Raw genomic sequence first — 18,188 nt, forward strand, 5'->3', positions numbered from 1 at the left:
AGCGGCGGGGATTATAGGTGTGATAGTTTTGCCAGTGCAAGCCGAAATGTGGTGAAAAATGTAATAGTTACGTAAAGTTTTGGTCAGAATTATGCATTTGCATGATATTGCTTGGTGCTGAATAAAATAATATTCATCTCACTAATTTTCTTCTGTAGGAATTTTCTCTCAAAAAGATCACAACAACAGAATAGGAGGATTTATTTACGCTAAAGCTATTAATAACGTTGCCTATTTTATCTTTATTACATTATTATTTATCTATAAGTGTGATCTCTGCCATGGGTCTGTGACGATTGAAACGATATTTCTTTACATTACTGTTAAGTGTTTTTGCATTATTTGTGCGTGCTGCAGATTATTTGGCTCCGAATGAGCAAGCGTATCTAGAGCAAAAATCTACAGTCACCATTGCAGTATTAAAAGAAATCTGGATGCCTTACTGGGGGGGGACAGGTCAGGAGCCGATAGGTATTGAGCATGATTTTGCCTCAGGGATAGCCAAAGAGCTCGGGATCAACATTGAGTACAAAGGCTTTGATACCATTGAAGCTTTACTTAACGCCGTCAGCATGGGTAAAGCGGATATGGCGATAGGGTTTGGACAAACCCTTGCGCGTGAAGGAAAGTTCCTATTTTCTAAGCCTTTATATGAGAATGTACGCGTTATTTGGTTACGCGATAAAGCCATGGAAGAAAAACCCTTTGCCAGTTTAAAATGGGTCTGTATTCAAGGCACATCCTATTGTGAAATTCTCAAAGATCGTGGTTATCCCAATATTATTATGGCTCGTAACTACAGCAGCTCTGTGGAAATGATTCGTCAAGGGATTGCGGATGCGACGGTGACAAATTATGTGTCCTTAAATCACTACTTAAGCCAAAAGCGTTTAGCATTGGGTAAAGTGATTTTTGATCCAGACTTGGGCGTACAAACAAACCGTATATTGATCAATAACAATGAGCCTCTGTTATTGTCAGCAATCAATAAAGTTATTGACGCTGACAAACAGGGACTGACGGAGAATAAATTAAATTCGGCAGATGTTTATTTCCTAAATGATCAAGCGAATTTAAATATTTTACGAAATGAAAATGTTAATCCAGTCGTTCGCTATACAATTCAAGACGATTTATTTCCGATGTCATATTGGGATGAAAAAGAGAAAAAATACAAAGGTTATGTACATGATTTATTAGAGAGAATCAGTACTAAGAGTATTCTTAAATTCGAGTTTGTTCCTGCCTACGGCCGAGATGTAGAAGATATGCTGCGTCATGGCAAAGTGGATCTTATCCCTAGCTTTAATATGACTTATGTCGATGACCGATATTTCATCCATACAGGCAGATACACGGATATCCAATTTGGCTATATAGAAACAACTCGGCCTTATACCACCCCAATTACTGGCATTCTTGATCGCACAGGCAAGTTTAACGCTTATATTGCGGTACAAAAGAATTTATCTGATGTGAAAGTATACCGCAGCATGTATGACCTTGAGCAAGCGTTAGAAAAGGGGGATATTACGCATGGGCTTCTTAATAAAGTACTGATTAATCAGATGTTGTTGGATGGTCATCAAGACGCTTTCAAACTCTCCCCATTGACTGAGGGGCAAGATCTTCGAGCCGATATGACGATGCTTGTACGTAAAGATGCCCGAGGTTTACAAAACATGCTGCAAAAGGTGTTAGCCACCTTCAGCCAACAAGAGATTGATGAAATCAAAGGTGCCTATGACCGCGTCACAGTCTATTTTGGCTATGACAAACAGAAAGTCCTGATATATGCCTTAATCATATTGTGTGGTTTATTAAGTATCGGACTTATCCTCACCTTATCGCTCAGTCGTTTACGCGGTAAATTACGCAGCTCCGAACAAGTTGCCAAGTTATCTACTGAGCAGCTACGTTGGTTGACGGAATTACTGGACGCCATTCCGAGCATGATATTTATTTCGGATGCAAAAGGTGAGGTTGTTTTAACCAATGCGGCTTATCGGAAAATTTATCACACCTGCTGTGAAAAAGGGTGTGTTCAACCGCAGCCTGAGTGTTCATTTCTTGCGCTTCCAGACCAACATGAAGCGGAATTCTCGATCATTATTCAAGCTCCAAAATCTAATTGCTCTATCGGCGAACACTATTTTCATGTGACACGCCGTGCCATTTCTCACCCGATTAATCAACGTAAGTACTATTTAACGCTGTTCAACGATATTACGGAATTAAAAGAAACTGAGCAGGCTTTGCGTCAATCTAATGAGCAAGCGTTACAGGCGGTAGAAGCGCGAAATCATTTCTTGGCAGTCGTCAGTCATGAGTTACGTACACCGATTGCGGCGATGCTGGGACTGATGGAGATTTTGGCTTCACGTTTAAAAAGCAGCGAAAGCCAACTGCTGTTGACCAATGCGATAAGCTCGGCAGAGCGTTTGAAATTACACGTTAACGATATTTTGGATTTCTCAAAGATAGAGGCGCAGCAGTTGCAGCTGGATATTGGGCTGTACAATTTAGCCGATGAACTTGGGCCGTTATTGCGTGGGTTTGAAGCCAGTGCACAGCTCAAAGAGATTGAGTTTGATGTGATTTGGTCGCCGAATTCGTTACTGCTTGCGAACTTCGATTCCTTGCGTTTTAACCAGATCGTGACCAATCTTCTTTCTAATGCGATCAAATTTACTGACCAAGGACGAGTGGTTTTTAAAATCGACGTTGCCCCTGAGATGTTAACTATTGTGGTCGAAGATACCGGTTGCGGAATGACTCAAACGCAAATCGAGTCGCTGTTTGTTCCTTTTGCACAAGCTGACAGCACAATCACTCGTCGCTTTGGTGGAACAGGCTTAGGTATGTCGATTGTCGCCAACCTGATTGAACTGATGAATGGCAAGATTGAGGTGAAGAGTAAGTTTGAGCAAGGGACGCAAATCCAAGTGAACTTGCCTCTTGTGACGCAAACTTGTGATGAGTTTCGTGGGCAAGTCGTTGCTATGTCTTATCGCTCCCCTTATATGCTGTGGGCAAAAGCGCTGGGAATGCGAGTGGAAGAGAATGAAGAGTGGGTCGAGCAGAGTGGCCACAATATTTATCCAGATTTGCTGCTCAATAGGCTCAGAGAGGTCTCCAATCTGACTCAGGCTCAAGCTGAGCCTGCCCATTCTCGTTTGCTACAAGGTCACGTATTAGTGGCCGATGATGATGCGATTAACCGTTTATTGATCAAAAAACAGCTCAGTGAACTTGGTTTGAGTGCCACCTTGGTGAGTGATGGATTGCAAGCTTTCGAAAAGCTCTCGCAACATCCTAAGCAGTATGATTTGTTGATTACTGACTGCCATATGCCACATCTTGATGGGTTTGCTTTAACGCGAAAAGTGAAGCAAGAGATATCCCTATTTAAAGGTGCAGTTGTGGGTTGTACTGCAGAAGATTCGCGCCTAGCTGCAGAACAAGCTCTGCAAGCGGGTATGGATAAGGTGATTTACAAACCTTATACCTTAGCCAATTTGCGCAAAGTACTCAGTCGTTATCTCACAACTCAATGGGTCGCACTGCCTGAACAATCTTGGCTTGACGCTTACCAAGAAGAGGAGCGCGAGGAGATGGCAATGGTAGTGGCTGAGTCACTTGCTCAAGATATCGCTTTACTCAATCAGCCAGACTGTGATGTCAAAGCACTGGCACATCGAATCAAAGGGGCAGCCGGCTCCCTTCAATTGCAGCGGTTAGCCGATTTGGCTAAAACCGTTGAGAAACAAAACGATCCACAACAACTTGTGGCCGATAAGCAGCAACTGATCAATGCCATGCATGAAGTGGTCGAGCAGGCACAACAGTGGCTTCATCAGCATCAGAGCGAATAACGTTATGAAAATAATGATAGTAGAAGATGATCGAATTCAGGCGACGAGCCTGAAGCTCAAGCTAAGACAGCTTGGGTTGGATGACGTCATCTTGGCTGAAAACGGATTTGCTGCCTTAGAACTGTGTAACAAAGTGGGTATCGATTTGATGTTTTGCGATATTCGAATGCCGCAGATGGATGGGATCAGTTTGTTATCACAACTGAGTTTACAGGCACCTAAGCTAGGTGTGGTGATACTCAGCGCGGTGGAAGATACGATTCTTGAGTTAACACACAACATGTGTAGTTTGGCTGGATTTGCTTATGTTGATCGCCTACCTAAGCCCTACGAAGTGGAGGATTTACAGCGTGTTGTCGAGGGGTTTCAAAAGCAAACGGAGCCTAAAACCAGTCACAAACCTGCAATCACGCTAACCTGTGACGAGATTGAACAAGCTTTTCTGCACGACCATATTTTTAATTACTATCAACCACAGTTTGATTTTCGCAGTGGGGCGATGGTCGGCGTTGAAGCGCTAGTACGTTACGAGCACCCAACTCATGGCATGTTAAGCCCTGCGGTGTTTCTGCCTTTAATTGAGCAGTGTGGCTTGCATGAGAAACTCTTCCTTACCGTATTAGAAAAGTCGGTCTCTGCACTGGCCAGTATTGGTGCTGACTTGCAGCTTTCCGTCAACATCAGCCAGCGCAACTTGCAACACTCAATCTGTGATCCCATTCTCGCCATCTGTGAGCGGTATGGCTTTCCCGCAAGCAAACTGACTCTAGAGATGACAGAACATGAAGTATACAACGGAACCCCGACCTCATTGGCTAACCTTGCTCGCTTGCGAATGTATGGTGTTGGCTTATCGATTGATGATTTTGGTACGGGTTACGCGTCATTAGGTCAATTGGCTCAACTGCCATTTACGGAACTCAAGATTGATCGCAGCTTTGTGCATGACTTGGCAACCAACTACAAACACCAACAATTGACCAATATGTGTTTGTTGCTGGCTCAATCTTTGGGGTTGCACTGCGTCGTCGAAGGGGTAGAGAACGAAGAGACATGGCAATACTTACGTCAACTTGGGGTAGATACTTGCCAAGGTTACTACGCGGCTAAGCCCATGCCGATTGCTCAGTTGAGCGAGCTTTACACTAAAAATCGTCGTCAGTGTTTAGGTTGTCAAAGCATGGATGATGGCTGGCAAATCTTGCTGGTGGATAACCATATGCTCAGCGCCACGGCATTACAAAAAGTACTCAATAAAGAAGAGAACGTCAGCAAGGTGTTTGTGGCACAAGATATTGAGCAGACGCTGCACAAACTGCGCGATTTACCGATCAACCTGCTGGTCGTCGAAAGTCGGTTTTTATCGACAATCAGTCCTGCGGCATTTCACGAGTTGCTTGAGCCTTACTATCGAGGGGCTGTCTTGGTGCTGCATGATGGATTAACCGCTGAAATTCAACAGGATGATTCCAAAGCCATCGTCGTCAAAGCGAATACTTTGATGGAAACCAGTTCTCGGATCTTACAGCAAGCGCAGCAGAGCAATGTGCATCCACAGGCGCAACAAGAAGAGCTTGCTCAGCTTTCTGAGCGAGAGTTGACGGTTGCGAAAATGTTAGTGGAAGGGCTAACAAATAAGGAAATCGCCCTACAACTCGATATCAATCAAAAAACCGTAAGCACTTACAAGACTAGGATTATGACTAAGTTAGGGATTAAATCGGCCATGGAATTGGTGCGTTTTGTAACATTAAAATAGTACCGAGAGTTATGGCTGTTCCTACTTTTGCTGAATTAAAAGTTTTAATCATCGACGATGCGCCGATAGTGATTGCCAGTTTGCGTAGTATGTTGCTCAAACTGGGTTTTGCTGAACCCAATATTGTGTGGAGCAAAAGCCCACGAGCCGCGGTATTCATGGCCGGAAGGCAGAGATTTGATATTTTTATTTGCGATTACAACTTCGGTAAGGGGTTGAATGGTAAGCAAGTTTTTGAGGAGCTAAAACACTATAAACTCATCAAGCAAGATGCGGTATTTGTATTAGTTACAGGTGAGAATTCGGCGTATGTCGTGCATTCGATTCTGGAGCTCAAACCGGATGAGTATATCCTAAAACCCTTCAATATCATGACCTTGCAGGAGCGTTTGACTAACGCTATCTCACGCAAACATGCGCTCAAAGCCCTCTATCAAGCAGAACGCGATGGCGATGCCGAATTAGGTCTGAGTTTGTGTGATGAGCTGGAGCCTTTTTACGGCGATTACTATTTCGTGATCCAAAAATTTCGTGGGGAATTTTTAACTCAGTTGCGCCGTTTCGATCACGCGCGCGAAGTCTACCTCGAAACGTTAGAGCATAAAGACTTTGATTGGGCAAAAATTGGTCTTGCGAATGCCCTCAAGCAGACCGGGCGTCAAGTCGAAGCCACACAAGTGATACAAGAACTGCTGGCGAGTGCTCCCAATAATGTGCGAGCTCGGGTGGAAGCGGCGAGCATCAGTCTATGCAATAACTCAATTCCTGAAGCCATTCACCATTTACAGGTTGCCAACCAAATTGTCCCCGGACATTCAGAGCGTGAATGGGTACTGGCGAATCTGTGCTTATCGGTTGGGGATGGGGCCTCTGCTCTCGAGCGCTATCGCTTGTATGTGGAAATTAACAAAGAGACTTATCGTAACAATCATCAGATGCACCTCAATTTTATTCGTACTTTGCTTTATGCCGCCCGACAAGCGGAATCGGAACAGCGTGACCTTTGGGTGCAAGAGGCGAAATCCATTCTGAAAGGGCTTTACGATAAAGGCCAGCATGAAGACCTGCTTGCCCAACTCGAATTAGTGGCTGCGCATTTAGCGATGGAAGAGGGTGAATTTGGGGTTTCAGTGGAAATTTTAAACAAGATTTATCGCGCTAAACCGTTCGAATTGTTTGAAGACCGCTACCATTTTACGTGGCTACTCAATGTGATGGGTTTTGACTCTGAATTTGCCAAATGCATCAGTTGGTGTAATGAAACCCTGTTAAATCAAGAAACAGACATCGTTTTAGAAAGTAAAGTGGCCTTAGCTAAGGCATTAAAAGAAGCGAATGAAGAGAAGCTGCAATGGCTTGAACAACGCTATCACGCACTTTGTAATAAACAGCAGACCATTGACTCGCTGCTTGCGATTTACATCGAAATTTTAGAGAAGTGCCCGACATTGCGTACTGTATGCATGAAAGTGGTGACGATATTTTCTCGCTACTGGCCGACGGCATTAACGGAATCGGAAGCAGAACGCTGGCTGAAAAGTTGTCATCGCACCATCCGACAACTGATGAATGAAGAAGAGTTACAGCAAGCTCAATATGCGGAGTTGTATCGAAAAGCACTCACTTTTCGTAGTCGCTATCGTTTACAGCGAACCGAACCAGTTGAAGCGTAACCGCCCTCTACAGAGGGCGATTACGCCGTATCATCAGTCGAAATAGGCCACCATTTCGACCGTGTCGCCGAGTTGTTGTGCGTTTAACGAAAAGTGTACATAGCCTTCTTGTTTCACAGGAATACGCAAATACTCATGACTGCCCGCACCAGTTGAGGCGTGCTCAAACTGCTCTCGAGTTGGCCAATACGCTTTTGCTGCAAACAGGTCGACATTGCCTCGGTTTTGTTCTGAAGCGGTGAGCCATACTTGTACTTCACTGACGCCTTTTGGCACGTAGATGGCGACGTAACGTTGTCGATGCACGGTAAGGCTTTGACTGTTACCCGCTTCTAAAAGCACAGGAGCAAGATCATCTTTGATAGTCGGTTGCTCATTAGGCTGTTCAGTGACTAGGTGTGTGTTGAGGATGACTGCTGAGTAATCCGCACGTCCTGTCACACTTAAATAGTAGCGTCCGGGTTTGATGTAACCATTCTGCTCAGGTTTGAAGGTAATTTGCTCGTTGCTGCCATAGGTAAATTCCGTTACCTGATAATCATAGTAATGGGCAACCTGCTGGTAGCTCATGTACAGATCGGCATCTCCCTCCCCGGAGATCTGAACGTGGAACTCTCGGCTGTACTCTGGCACATCCACATAGAACAGATGCTCGCTGTACGCCTTTCCTGTCAGTGTTAAGGACGAATTGGCCGCTAACTGAGTGACCGCATTCGGTTCTGGGGTAGGCTGTTCTGGATTATCTGGATTATCTGGATTATCGCGTTGCAATGTATCCAGCCACGCCGAAAACTCGGTGTTATAGCGTTCACCCAGTAATTTGACACTCTGTGCCCACTGATCAAACTGCCCAGTACGAGAGAGTGCCAGCAAGCTTTCCACGTCTTGTGGATGCTTTTCCAACATAAAGCGTACCGCTAAGTAGCCCCAGCGATAAATGCGGTTCGTATCATTCGAGTAGGTGGTGGCAAACACATCAGAAAGGCTCAATTTACCTTGAGAAATCAGCTTAACCGCCGCTTGGTAGCCCTGCTTATAATGCATATATTCCGCGAAACCTTCTAACCACCACACAATATGACCATGGGCTAAGTTATCACTGAACGAACCATACTGGTTGAAGCGCGCGTCCAGATAATGAGTGTACTCATGCTCTAAATTGAGAATCGACAAATCCGCATCATTGGCATAACGATAGGCGACAAAACGGGCTTGATTGTTTTGATCCGCAGGGTTGCCTTCTAAATACTGCCCGCCATTGTCGGTGGTATTGCCAAATAAAAACGAGGAGTAATTGACATAGCTGCTGTTATTGGCAAACACCACCACCTCAACACGAGTGTTGTAATCATCGGCGACCGGTGCCAATCCCGTATTTACCACTTGGTGAAAATCTTGCTCTTTTTTATCCAATACGTCACAGGCTTGCGCGGCTTGCGCATCGGAAAGATCTTGCGAGCGAATAATGGCAGGGCCTTGGCATTCAAAGCGGTTTGGTAAAATGCGCGCGGCTAAATCGCGCTTCGCTGCATCAAGATCGATACCGAGCTGTTGCAGCACCTCAGGTGCGTAATAGTGCAACATCTCAACGGCAGCTAACCACAATTTGTCGTGTTTACTCCCTAAAGGATAGCGAGCAATCACTTGTCGCATCACATGACGAGCCTTTTGCTTGGTAATGGCATCTGGGCTAATCAATAAGCGGCCAGTTTCACGCAGAGCGTTGTAAACCAAAAACTCAGCGTCGGTTTCTAATGCCCACTCATTGTCCAGAGCGAATCGATACAAGGTATCAATATGTTGGGTGTTGGCGGCTAAGTAGCGGTAAAACTCCGAGTTACCCACATGGCCAGACATCGCACGGAATAAGTTATTTAAACCATCGACCCATTGTGTATCTTGCGCCGTTTCTCGAGTGAAGCGGTGCAGAGCTAAGATCATCGCATCCATAGTGAGCGGTAACTGTTTAACGTTATCCACCATTAAACTTAGGCTCTTCATTGCGCCCACCTGTTCACGGCCTTGGTCAAAAGCATGCGGATGACGTAAAAAGCGGTCGATCGATTGAGCAAAGCGTTGACTGAGTGCTTGAGAATAAGGTTCACGCCCAGCGTTATAACGCACGTAATACGCTGCGCGAATGAACTCACCATAGTTTTCCAAGCGACGAGCTTGCTGCGCTTCACCAGTATAGCGAGCAATTTCAGCATCGAGCACAGTTTGTAAATGCGCTAGAGAAGCTTCGCTATAGAGGTTATCCAAGGTTGCCGTTGGTGCGTAAAACCATGAGCTGTAACAAGCTTGTGTAGCCGCGGCAATTTGCGCAGGAAGATCGCGCGCGGGCTGTAAATCTTGTATCTCACAAGCTGCTTGTGAATAGGAGGAGTAAGAAAGACCTGCGATGACGCACGCCAAAGCAATGGGGTGATGTTGGATACGTTGTTGAAAAGACACTGCAAAACCTATTTATGATGAATATATTTGGGCTGTGGTTTATAAGGTCTTTCTTGGTTTCAATAAAATCTGATGCGTATGAATTATGAGGCTTATTCAATAAATGGAGTTTTTATTCTAATTTAATGAATTGAGGTCACTTTTTATACATTTTTCTGTTGGATGGTTTAGTGATAAATCACTAATAATTCGAGGATATTTAGTGTGAAATCCGTTCATACTCTGCAATAGATAGAAATGTTCTATTCACATTGCTTTACATTTTATTTTTCCATGATATGGTACCGTTCCCATCAATAGTCTGGGTGGGAGTTATCAGAGGTATCTATGAACAAAACATTTTTATCAGGAGTGGTTGGAACACTTCTTTTTACATCTTTTCAGTTCAGTGCTTCTGGAACGGAATCCGGAGTCTCTAGCCGTATTATTGGTGGAGAACAAGCGACTGCAGGCGAATGGCCTTATATGGTTGCGCTAACCGCTCGAAATAGTAGCCACGTTTTTTGTGGTGGTAGTTATCTTGGTGGTCGTTATGTTTTGACTGCTGCGCACTGTGTGGATAAAGAAGATCCTGCTAAGGGGGATGTACTGCTCGGTGCTTTTGACATGAATGATGCTAATACTGCAGAGAGAATTCATGTCAGACAAATTTATGTGCATAATAGCTATATCGATGCTTCAATGGGCAATGATATTGCTGTTCTTGAATTGGAACGGGATCCCTTACCTCGAAGATCTGTGCAAATTTCAGATTCATCGGATTTCAATGAGTTGACAAAAGATTCGCCAATGACGGTGATCGGTTTTGGTAAGCGTAAAGAAGTCGATGGTGAGAAATCCGATCCTGCAACCATATTACACCAAGTACAGGTCCCCTTTGTTCCACTCCCAGAATGTAAAACAAAAGGAAGTGATGAGGACGCTAAAGATGATTACTCCAAACTAACCAATAACGCGTTTTGTGCCGGTTCGTTTGGCAAAGACGCTTGTTCCGGTGACAGCGGTGGCCCTATCTTTTTTGATTCCAACAATGGTCGAAAGCAGATGGGCGTTGTTAGCTGGGGGGATGGCTGTGGTCGAGCCAATAGTCCTGGTGTTTATACTAACCTCAGCGTTTTTAATGATTGGTTAGATGATCAGCAACTAGGTCTATCCTATCGCCAAAAACGAGACTTAGGAGTAGTAAGACCAGGTTCGTATACTCATAATTTAACTTTTACGAATAACGGTAATGCTGACATCAACTTGGGCAATACCTTTGTTTTTGTTGTTGGCATTTCTAGAACAGACGCTGCTGCGATTGTGAATAATAGCTGTACAGGAGTGTTAGCTTCAGGAGCGAGTTGTGACGTTGAGTTTAGCTATAATATTACTGAACATAAACAGAGTTATGTGAAATTGATAATAGGATCAAGTACTTATAAGACGGGTGCTGTTCATGCCTACCTCTATTTTGATGCTTTGGACGCTGCGCCTTCAGAAACAGTAAGCTTTTTAGCGAATTTACCTGTCCATAATACCCACGTGAATGATCACCCTTGGACGGTTGTCGGTAATGGTCTGCAGACTTCAGCTTTACCAGCTGGAGAAGAGTCTGTAATTTTGTTGGAAAACCTACCTCAAGGTAGACTCAAATTCCACTATAAACTGTCGTCAAGTGAAGTTCTCGATCAGCTATTTGTCTACGTGAATGATAAGTTTAAGGGTAAATACTTTAACAACACGGAAAATCTAGCCACACTTGATATGTATGGTACGAGTAACAAGGTTCGATTTGTATACAGAAGACATAGCGGTAGTACTGATGACCAAAGTCGAGCCATATTGAGCCAAATAAGCTACGATCCAAAATTCTTTGATCTACCTCCACCGCTTGATATTCGTATCGGTGATAGTGGCGGCGGTAGCCTAGGTGGGGCTGCCTTAGCTCTCCTCTTTGGTTGTGGCTGGTTACGTCGCCGTCAACGCGTCTGATCTATCGATTACCAATTTTGTTTACTCAAAGCCAACCGTGATAGGTTGGCTTTGTCGTTTTTGGCAAATCGTTGGGAGAGCTAGTCCGCCGACCACACATTGCGAATATCTGGCCAACCCCAGTTGGTGAGCGCAACATCATGTAATACACCGTGGAAACGCAAGGTTTGTCTATGGTGGAAAAGAGGCGCCAGCCAAGATTCACTGACCAGAAGTGAAGCAATCGGCTCCAGTTGATCGAGATATTGAGGTAATTGCGCTTGCTCACGTACGGCATTTAATTGCTGCATCAGCCATATCACCTCATCTTGGCTGGCGCACGCATGCAGAATCGGGTTGCTGAATAACATAGCAAAAGCGGAAGCGTGGCAGTTGTCATCCAAATTAATGTTGGTCAGTACCAAGGTTTCATCCAGCTCGTCCTTGAGCGCACGTTGATTCAATTCCCGATAAGTGTAAGTGTGAATGCTTAATGTAATGCCTTGAGCTGCAAGCAATCTGGCAATCGCTTGGGCACAGGTCTGTAATGCGGTGTAGTTGTACAAGGCCAAGGTCAACTGCGTGGGAAGCGCAACTTTCGGAGCTGGAGATTTCAACACAGCGCGCCAGCTTGGCAGCAAGTTGTGCGCGGGTTCGACGCCAAACATCACTCCGTGACAGCGAATATCTTGCTCAATCGTGTTTGGATTGAGTAGCTCGCTGAGTCGGTGTGCTTGAGCTTGATCCAACGGTTGCTTGGCTCTCTGGTTAAACAGCACCATTAAACACCCATCTTCGACGCGGCTTTGCTGTTGGGCGGCAGAGGTTAAATGAGGCGAGTCTGATAGTGAGACTTGATGATGGCTGGTCGTATTGGCTTCCGGCTGATTAGTTTCAATGAGTGGGCGACTTAAACGCTCCTCATCGACTTGCCAAATGGTCACACGATCGGTCAAGGCTCGACAGCCGTAGAATTGACTGAATGCTTTGAGCTTGAGTTTATTGCGGGTGTGTTCCTGAACTTCAAAAGGGCCACAACCGATCACAGGAACAATTTGTCCTTCATGAAATTGGCTGTAATTCAATTGACTGACCGGTTGAATGGCGTATTTCACGCCAGAAATCATCCCTGCAAATCCCGGATCTGGGCGCTCTAAGTTGAAGACCACTTGAAAAGGGGTTGGCGCTTTAATATCGCTAATATGTGCCAGCTCTGCACGGTGTGTTTCTAGGCTAGAGAGTTTAGCAAACAGACTGACAATGGTATTGGCATCCAGCGGCGCACCATTATGAAAGGTTAATTCGGGTCGCAGATAAAACGTCCATTGCCAAGTGTGCGGATCATAATGCCAATGATGCGCCAGTTCGGGGTGTACATGGCCATTAGCATCAGAGCTGACCAAACAACTGTAGATCTGACGGATCAAAAAACGCTCGCTACTTCGCTGAGGAAGATGGGGCAGCAGCGGTTCAAACGGACGCTTATAAGTGAGCTGAATATGCAGTCGTCCTTCTTGTACCGTAGCACCAGACGTTTTCTTTAACAGTTTGGCAAAAGCGACCTCATCGTTATCTAAAATCGCTAATGCTCGTTCGTATTTACCGATCTGTACTCGTTTGGCCGCCAGTTGCTCCTTGAGTGGCTCAAGTTCTCTGTGCAGCAATAATGAAGAGCGGTGATGTCGTCCTGCCTTCGGTGTCCAAGTTAACCAACCCAATTGATTCAAACGCACCAGCAAATTTCTTGCGTGACGAGGACTCGTAAACAGTCGCTCCGCCAGTTCAGGCAAAGTGGTTTTAATATCGTGACCCACACCTAAGGGAGTCAGCCTAGCGTAATAGCGCAATAAATTGAGATCAGACATGGTTACCTCAACGCTTAGCTCATCTGCGGCTATTGTAGTGAAAAAAGGTGGAGTTAATGGTGAAAACCTACGGGTTGTTTGTTCCTCATTTCTCGACCACTCAGTGCGAAATCCCCAATTTTCTGCGTAAAACGGTGTAATGCGGAGCAAAGTGATTTAAATCGCTCACTTTTTTGTTTCCTTAATCAGGATGACAATAAAAGCATCAACACAACAAGGAGTGCAGAGTATGTTCATATCACCCCTTAACGAACAGACGATGGCCGCCTACTATCAACAACGGCTGCAGCAAACTCATAGTGTGATTGAGCGAATGGCGTTGGTTGCGTTATTTGAGTTGCTCTTTACTCAAACGCCCCCTGAGCCAGAACAGCCCAAATCATCAACCCCATAACGAGATAAAACCCGCAGCACTTGCACTATTGCTCCTGACGCTTCCCCCAAGCTGATACGCAAGTGCTGCTTCTTTACTACCTGCGTAGGGTGACTTTGTGAGCACATAGCCAATAATGTACAGCTGAGTTCGCTAAACTCTTTCCCTCACTCAATGAATAGGAGAGGGTGATGGCAATCCGTAATGTGGTATTTGATGTTGGTAATGTGATTGTAAAATGGGCACCGCAAGACATTGCCCAACTGACGTTTGGTGAGGGAGAAGAGAGTGCCTTCATGGCAACGGCTGTATTTAAAAGTGAGTTCTGGCGCGATTTGAATAAAGGAAAATACACTGAAGCGGAAGTGAAACGCGCACTCCATCAGCAATTAGGACTTTCCTCTGACACTCTAGAACAACTCTTTTTCCATATTAAAAATACCCAAGTTTTGCTGCCCGGAACCTTGCAATTAATGGATGATCTCCTCAAAGCAGGTTATCGCCTCTACGCGTTGACCGACAATGTGAACGAGATTGTCGCTTACTTAAAAAAACAATATGGCTTTTGGCCCAAATTTACTGGCGCAGTAGTGTCGAGTGAGTGTGGTTTGCTTAAACCTGATCCGGCGATTTACCAGCATCTGGCAGACTCCGAGCGCATTCTCCCGCAAGAAAGTGTCTTTATGGATGATATGCCAGCCAATGTCGAGGGGACGCGCCAACAAGGATTTCATGCCATTCAATTTGTTGATGCGCACCAAGCAAGAGTACAGCTAGCGCAAATGGGGCTGCACTTTTAAAGGTCAGCACTTTGGCTAAAAAGATGAATACTTGATGTGGTAACGTCAAGCCGTTTGGTTAGCGCAATGAATAGGGCAGGTGAAAAACCTGCCCTATGTGTTTGTTTGTCTTGTGGCTATTTCGTCGAATAAATCGTCAAAGGCTCAAATGTTGCCGTTGCATTGCCGTTGGCTCCCGGATGATCGGTGTATTGTGTGTCTTGCATTAGGGTATAAAACACATCAACGAAGTCGTCATCATTTACAAGGACACCATCGGGAATGGCCTCGATAATTTTTCCCGTGATCTGCGCAATAATCGCGTAGCCTTGCACTTCAGGATCAGGGATAAGTTTGAGTACCTCTTCCGCCACTTTCACCAGTTGTTTCGCTAGCTCTTTATAATCCGTGCCATCATCTTGCTCCATGAGGATCATGTCCGCAGCACCCCAGCGATAGCGAGTCCAGTGAATGACTACCTGATTCGGGAAATAATCTTGCTTATCGTAATCCAGATAAGGCATATCAATCAGATCAATGGTTGGTTTATCGCGGCTTGGATCAACTCCAGTGACTAGCGCATAAATTTCGGCACGGCCTGAAATCCAAGGTTCTTTGTCATCTTGCAGACGAATTTTCTTTAAAACAGTGGTGGAAATGGGCGCTGTATCGGCGGATGCAGAGCGACTCAAAGAACGTGTCGATGCTTCAATTGAGCTACTCTCTTGCGTAGACAATTGTGGACTTTGCCCTAAGCGCTGCATTTCCGCACGCATGGCTTGCAGACCCGCTTTGAGTTCGACGGCGCTGTCGTTATCAACCACAAAGACGGGAACATCTGGTAATTGGTAGACATCGAGTTGGTGGATTTGGCCATACACATCATAAGCTTCAATGTATTGCCAGCTATCATCGTTACCACTCGGCTCAAAAGCAAACAGCGGACTTTGTCCTTCTTGCCACTCTTTGAGCATCGAAGCATCGGCCAAACGCAGTTGCAGAAGTTGCTCTGTAAACTGGTCAATACCTTTTAAGGTGCGCACATTCTTATCTGCAGAGCGTAATTGTTGGCTCATCTCAGTATTTGGCGCGGATTCCACCAGTTCAGAGACTGAAATGCTCAAATTATCTGCACTGATTTGTGTTTTGAGTGTGTGCGCGTAAGCGGCATAGTTTTGGCTGAAGGATTCCGCCAATTGACGCTTTTGTGCAACGACGGCATCCGCCTTCGCTTGCGCTGTTAGTCCGGTGTTGCTTTGTGTTTCTTCTGATTGGCAGCCAACCAGTGCAACAGTCAGAAGCACTGCTATGGAGAGTGGTTTATGCATAGGTGAACCCTTTTTCTTGTTGTAGTGAATAGAGCCATAGCTCTATTGGGCTCAAACTACCACGCTTTGCACGTTACACAGAGAGAAACTATTCAGCAGATTTATCTTTGTGGCTCAAGATCAAATTCTGCAACATAAGGGTGAGATCGCAGCATAAAGTGCTACTGTGCTCGGGTGAATGATTTTTAGAGTTGTCAAAGTTTGGTTAAACGTCGAATTATCTTCTGTTTCAAGCAATTAGCATCACGTAAACCTATTTAAGGCATTTCTCCCCACTTGAAGCAGCAGTGTTCGCACGTTCGCTCACCCTAATCACATCGTTTGAGATGTTGATGAGGATAAACTCGTTTTTCGTTTCGCTGCCACTCCAAGTCGTTTTGGGATATGTCAGGCATTGTAACGCGCGACTTCCTGTTGCATGCTCTCGGCGAGTCTTGCCAACTCCAAGGTTGCTTCAGAGCTTTGTTGTGCTCCCAACGCGGTTTGGTTGGAGATTTCGCTGATGGTGATGATGTTTTTATTGATCTCCTCAGTCACCGCACTTTGCTCCTCTGACGCCGTCGCAATTTGCGTGTTCATGGTCGAGATACGATCGACGTTAGCCGTAATTTGAGACAGCGCCGTCCCTGCCAAACGTGCTTTTTCAACGGCTTTTGATGCTCCAGAAACCCCTTGTTCAATTAAATTCGCCGAATCTCGACTGCTCTGCTGTAAGCGCTGCACTGTCTGTAGGATTTGTTTCGTCGATTCTTGGGTGCGGCTTGCTAAGGTTCTGACCTCATCGGCGACGACTGCAAATCCGCGTCCTTGTTCACCCGCACGAGCGGCTTCGATCGCAGCATTCAGCGCCAATAAATTGGTTTGCTCTGAAATACTCTGAATCACATCCACAACACTGCCGATGTCTTCTGAATCTTTGGCCAGTAACTGCATGGCGGCAAGCATCTTTTGTAAATCGTTGGATAGCCCTTCAATCATCGCTATATTTTCCTCAACGACCTTGCGTCCCTGCATCGCGGCTTGTTCTGCTTCTTCAGAGGCTTCTGCAGCAAGGCCTGCACTTTGCGCGACTTCGTGTACGGTGGCGGTGAACTGATGGATTGCGGCAGCAATTTGCTGTGTTTGCGACTGCTGTTCGACGATATTTTGCTTCGTTTGCATCGCAACGGCCGCGTTTTCCTCGGCAGCCGTCGCTAAAGCAGAGACTGAGTGGCGATTACTGCTAATGACTTCTTGAAAGCTCGTTACAATTCGGTTGACGTATTTAGCAATATCCGAAAATTCATCGTTCCCAGTGACGGGGATGCGTTGAGTGAGATCGCCAGCGGCAATATGGGTGGCAGAACTTGCTAAGTGATGCACTGCATTATTGACTCGCTTAGCAATCAGTAGTGCTAAGCTGGTAGTCACTATCAAGGCAAAAACACCCAGTAAGCTGACCATCCAGATAAATTGGTTAATCTCGTGTTGAGAGGCAGAAAAGTTATTTTTTCCTTCTTGGGTTTGAATGTCGAGAAAGGCTTCCGCCGCTTTTTTGATCTCGTTATAAAGAGGGTTAATGACTTGGAGCAGAATTAAGTTAGCCGCATCGTATTTTTCAGCCTTGAGCTGTTGGAGAGCGGGTTCAAATCCTTGACGAGTGACTTGATCCAGCTTTTCTTTCAAAGTTTGGATCACGGTTTTTTCTTGAGTATCCAATACGGTAGCTAATATTTCGTTATCCACAATACGGTGCAAATTGGTCAGCGATGTTTGGATACCTTCGACGTGCATTGTGATCGGATGATCATGCATCAACGCGTATTTGGAGGATGGGTCATGTTGGAAAGCTAATAGCAGTTGGCTGCGCGCGCTGCCTAATTCATCCAATATGCGTCCAGCACGAATCGTATGTTGCATTCCTTTTGTATAAAGCGATTCAATCGAATCTGAAGCACTTTGCATGCCTGTCAAGCCTTTGAAACCCAAGAAAAGAATGGAAACCACGATCAGCACCACGATCAGTTTTAAGCGTAGGCCAACGCTATGCAGTGAGTTTGTAGTGCCCGCTATTATTGTACGATGAGAATTGTTATGTTGATTGGATACCATCATCCATCCCCCGACAAAAAGTAAAAAGTTAATGAAAT

At 45.3% G+C, this 18,188-nt stretch carries 10 protein-coding genes; 6 read left to right on the top strand and 4 right to left on the bottom strand.

The annotated features are described in order from the left end of the window. Nucleotides 1-434: 434 nt before the first annotated feature. Genes F0316_RS06035 through F0316_RS06045 form a run of 3 tightly spaced genes read left to right on the top strand, consistent with a single transcriptional unit; the run spans nucleotide 435 to nucleotide 7,307 of the window. Nucleotides 435-3,875 carry an ATP-binding protein gene (locus F0316_RS06035; RefSeq protein ID WP_172626040.1) on the top strand — a complete coding sequence of 1,147 codons (3,441 nt, stop codon included), beginning with the start codon at nucleotides 435-437 and terminating at the stop codon, nucleotides 3,873-3,875. A gap of 4 nt (nucleotides 3,876-3,879) precedes the next feature. After that, a complete protein-coding gene (gene vieA / locus F0316_RS06040; protein ID WP_149560297.1) occupies nucleotides 3,880-5,634 on the top strand; it encodes a two-component system response regulator VieA in 1,755 nt (584 codons plus the stop codon). Nucleotides 5,635-5,645: 11 nt separating this feature from the next. Continuing rightward, on the top strand, nucleotides 5,646-7,307 hold the full coding sequence (locus F0316_RS06045) for a response regulator (protein ID WP_149560298.1): 1,662 nt from the start codon (nucleotides 5,646-5,648) through the stop codon (nucleotides 7,305-7,307). Between the two features lie 33 nt (nucleotides 7,308-7,340). Here the strand turns inward: F0316_RS06045 and F0316_RS06050 are convergent, their stop codons facing one another. Further along, nucleotides 7,341-9,761, bottom strand: coding sequence for a M9 family metallopeptidase (locus F0316_RS06050; protein ID WP_149560299.1), 2,421 nt, complete (start codon nucleotides 9,759-9,761; stop codon nucleotides 7,341-7,343). A 327-nt stretch (nucleotides 9,762-10,088) separates the two neighbouring features. Between F0316_RS06050 and vesC the strand changes: the two genes are divergently transcribed. Beyond that, nucleotides 10,089-11,735 (top strand): GlyGly-anchored extracellular serine protease VesC, encoded by a 1,647-nt coding sequence (gene vesC / locus F0316_RS06055; RefSeq protein WP_149560300.1) that lies wholly within the window; start codon nucleotides 10,089-10,091, stop codon nucleotides 11,733-11,735. Between the two features lie 80 nt (nucleotides 11,736-11,815). Here the strand turns inward: vesC and F0316_RS06060 are convergent, their stop codons facing one another. Further along, nucleotides 11,816-13,579 (bottom strand): SgrR family transcriptional regulator, encoded by a 1,764-nt coding sequence (locus tag F0316_RS06060; RefSeq protein WP_057567727.1) that lies wholly within the window; start codon nucleotides 13,577-13,579, stop codon nucleotides 11,816-11,818. Between the two features lie 229 nt (nucleotides 13,580-13,808). On the opposite strand from F0316_RS06060, the gene F0316_RS06065 reads away from it, so the two are divergent. Both F0316_RS06065 and F0316_RS06070 read left to right on the top strand, forming a co-directional pair. After that, nucleotides 13,809-13,973 carry a hypothetical protein gene (locus tag F0316_RS06065; RefSeq protein WP_057567726.1) on the top strand — a complete coding sequence of 55 codons (165 nt, stop codon included), beginning with the start codon at nucleotides 13,809-13,811 and terminating at the stop codon, nucleotides 13,971-13,973. Nucleotides 13,974-14,143: 170 nt separating this feature from the next. Then, nucleotides 14,144-14,752, top strand: a complete 609-nt coding sequence (locus tag F0316_RS06070; RefSeq protein ID WP_149560301.1) for an HAD family hydrolase — start codon at nucleotides 14,144-14,146, stop codon at nucleotides 14,750-14,752. A gap of 116 nt (nucleotides 14,753-14,868) precedes the next feature. Here F0316_RS06070 and F0316_RS06075 read toward each other — a convergent pair whose 3' ends face one another. Further along, nucleotides 14,869-16,059, bottom strand: a complete 1,191-nt coding sequence (locus F0316_RS06075) for a DUF3103 domain-containing protein (RefSeq protein WP_149560302.1) — start codon at nucleotides 16,057-16,059, stop codon at nucleotides 14,869-14,871. A 387-nt stretch (nucleotides 16,060-16,446) separates the two neighbouring features. Beyond that, nucleotides 16,447-18,153: a methyl-accepting chemotaxis protein gene (locus F0316_RS06080; RefSeq protein WP_033837520.1), complete on the bottom strand. Its 1,707-nt coding sequence runs from the start codon at nucleotides 18,151-18,153 to the stop codon at nucleotides 16,447-16,449. Nucleotides 18,154-18,188 lie beyond the last annotated feature (35 nt).

The sequence above is a fragment of the Vibrio cholerae genome (genome assembly GCF_008369605.1).
GTDB lineage: Bacteria > Pseudomonadota > Gammaproteobacteria > Enterobacterales > Vibrionaceae > Vibrio > Vibrio cholerae.